Annotated in this window: 2 protein-coding genes; both read right to left on the reverse strand. The window is 52.8% G+C overall.

Translation table 11 applies throughout. The features are described 5' to 3' along the window. Positions 1–211: 211 nt before the first annotated feature. Entirely contained in the window at positions 212–1255 is a 1044-nt protein-coding gene (locus HK11_RS09345) for a tail fiber domain-containing protein (protein ID WP_086555085.1), read from the reverse strand. 3 nt (positions 1256–1258) lie between these two features. Continuing rightward, positions 1259–1906: a hypothetical protein gene (locus HK11_RS09350; RefSeq protein WP_233133411.1), complete on the reverse strand. Its 648-nt coding sequence runs from the start codon at positions 1904–1906 to the stop codon at positions 1259–1261. Between the last annotated feature and the right edge of the window lie 35 nt (positions 1907–1941).

A 1941-nucleotide genomic window follows, 5' to 3' on the forward strand; every position in this document is an offset into this window, starting at 1 on the left:
TGCCCCTGTACTGCGAGTGTACAGGAACCTGAGAAAAGGACGGAATCGCCGTATAAGATCGCTAAATCAACCTGTGTCTTTGCTGCCTGAGACACAGGAAGGTCTCCATTAAATAGAACCCTGAAGTTTGTTGTGGGCTCTGGCAGGCAAACCAGTGTTTCTGAGGCCCGAAGGCCCTGGATTGTTTGATCGAGTGAGGTCATTTTGCACCTCAGGCAGTTGTGGAAGCGGTGGAGGTCGTAGCAGCAGCTGCGGTCGATTTAGCTTCCAGCGCGGTTACGCGTGCAGCCAGATCAGCACGTTCGAGACGCTCACAGAAAATCCCAAGGGACAGAAGCTCCTCATAGCGAACTGTCTGCTGTGTTGCCTGAGTTTTACCATCTGCTTCATAAACAGGTTCTTCTGTTATGGTCGTGGCACCATCAACAGTAGATGTAACCGCCCTGGTTTTAGGCGTTGAGCACCAGAGGCCATAATCAGACGGGTCCAGTCCCTGTGCCGTAAATGCAGCCTGAACTGTCTGCGCAATAACTCCGATGTGCTTACGTTTGTTCGTGCTAAAATTCAGAGTGTAAACAGCTCCTGAAATGGCGGCCCATGCTGTGCGAAGTTTTGTTGTCTCTGCTGTATAATCTGATGCGCCAATCGTTCCGATAATAGTTTTATCGTTTATGTCTGAAACAACCTGAACAGCACTCTGAAGAACTGCGCCGCTGAACGGGTATGCGGCTGTGCCAATGGGAAACGCTGAAAAACACGCTAATTGCGCTGCACCTATCCACATATTTGCGTCAAGTTTTCCAGTGCCGCCCGACCATGACATAAAAGCATCTGTATTCGTGCCGCCGCTTGAATAAATATCAATTTCAGCCGTGACCGCATTACCGGTGTTATAATTAATGCTAATTTTAGACGATGGAGCCAGTAATGTTTTAGATGAATCCAGACCTGCTACACCGGAAGCAGCGCCAATTTCAGAGGCAGGAATGGCAGCATTTGCAACGCTTAGTGCTGTAGCGGCTGCACTTGCCGCTGTTGTTGCCGTTGACTGTGCTGCATTAGCCGTTGTGACTGCTGCTGATGCGTTAGTGGCGGCCGTTGCAACTGCCGTGGTGTTAGACGCGACTGATGCAGCCAGATCACCAAGGGCTATCGTTGTTGAAGTGGTTGCGCCTGACGGGGTGTATGTTGCTGTAGCTGCTGACGCATCGCCACCAACTGAGACGAATACTGGTGTGCCTGTTGCTGTAGACATAAATTATACTCCTGCGGTGCAGAGAACGCCGTTATTGTTCCAAGTGTTTGGGAAATAGACCGTGCCGTCAGTGATAATGACGTCGCCTTCTGAGGTGAGGCCTGCGGGCAGGGTGCTGCTGCCTGCGATATAAACGCCGCCGTTAACCGTCACATCATCGGGTAGTGTGCCGACAATGCGAGCTCTGCGGACAACATCGTTCTGATCAACGTAATAGGTGCCAGACGGCAGAGCATCGGCGCGGGCGATAATGTCAGCCAGTATCGTGCCGCCTGTGCCGATCTGTGTCTGGTCAGAAAGCGGGATATCAGGTGAGAGTATGGCCGGCGTTGACTGGGTTGCTGACGTGACAGTCAGAACTGAGACCAGTTTTGCACCATCACTCAGTGCCAGATGGCCTGCACCATCAAGAGCAGCCACGCCGCCTGCAACGCCACGCATCGCCGAAACGGTAGCTGCCGCGTTATTGCTGGCTGCTGTCGCTGCGCCCGATGCAATAGCACTGCCGAGAATGCCGACTGAAACCTGCTGCGCTGTTGTCTCGCTACCTGATGTGACGACGCCAAGGAGCGTGTCAGTCAGTGCGACAGATGAGGCAAGAGGCAGGGATGTGATTGGCGTGCCGGACGCCGAGGTCATGCTGCACGACATTACAGAACTACGCTCATAGATAAGCGTCTCCCTTT

Source organism: Acetobacter sp. DmW_043 (genome assembly GCF_002153485.1).
Taxonomy (GTDB): domain Bacteria; phylum Pseudomonadota; class Alphaproteobacteria; order Acetobacterales; family Acetobacteraceae; genus Acetobacter; species Acetobacter thailandicus.

Bases quoted from the DNA above. Each gene is read 5' to 3' on its own strand.
- HK11_RS09345 (WP_086555085.1), bottom strand. From the start codon at position 1,255: ATGTCTACAGCAACAGGCACACCAGTATTCGTCTCAGTTGGTGGCGAT.
- HK11_RS09350 (WP_233133411.1), bottom strand. From the start codon at position 1,906: ATGTCGTGCAGCATGACCTCGGCGTCCGGCACGCCAATCACATCCCTG.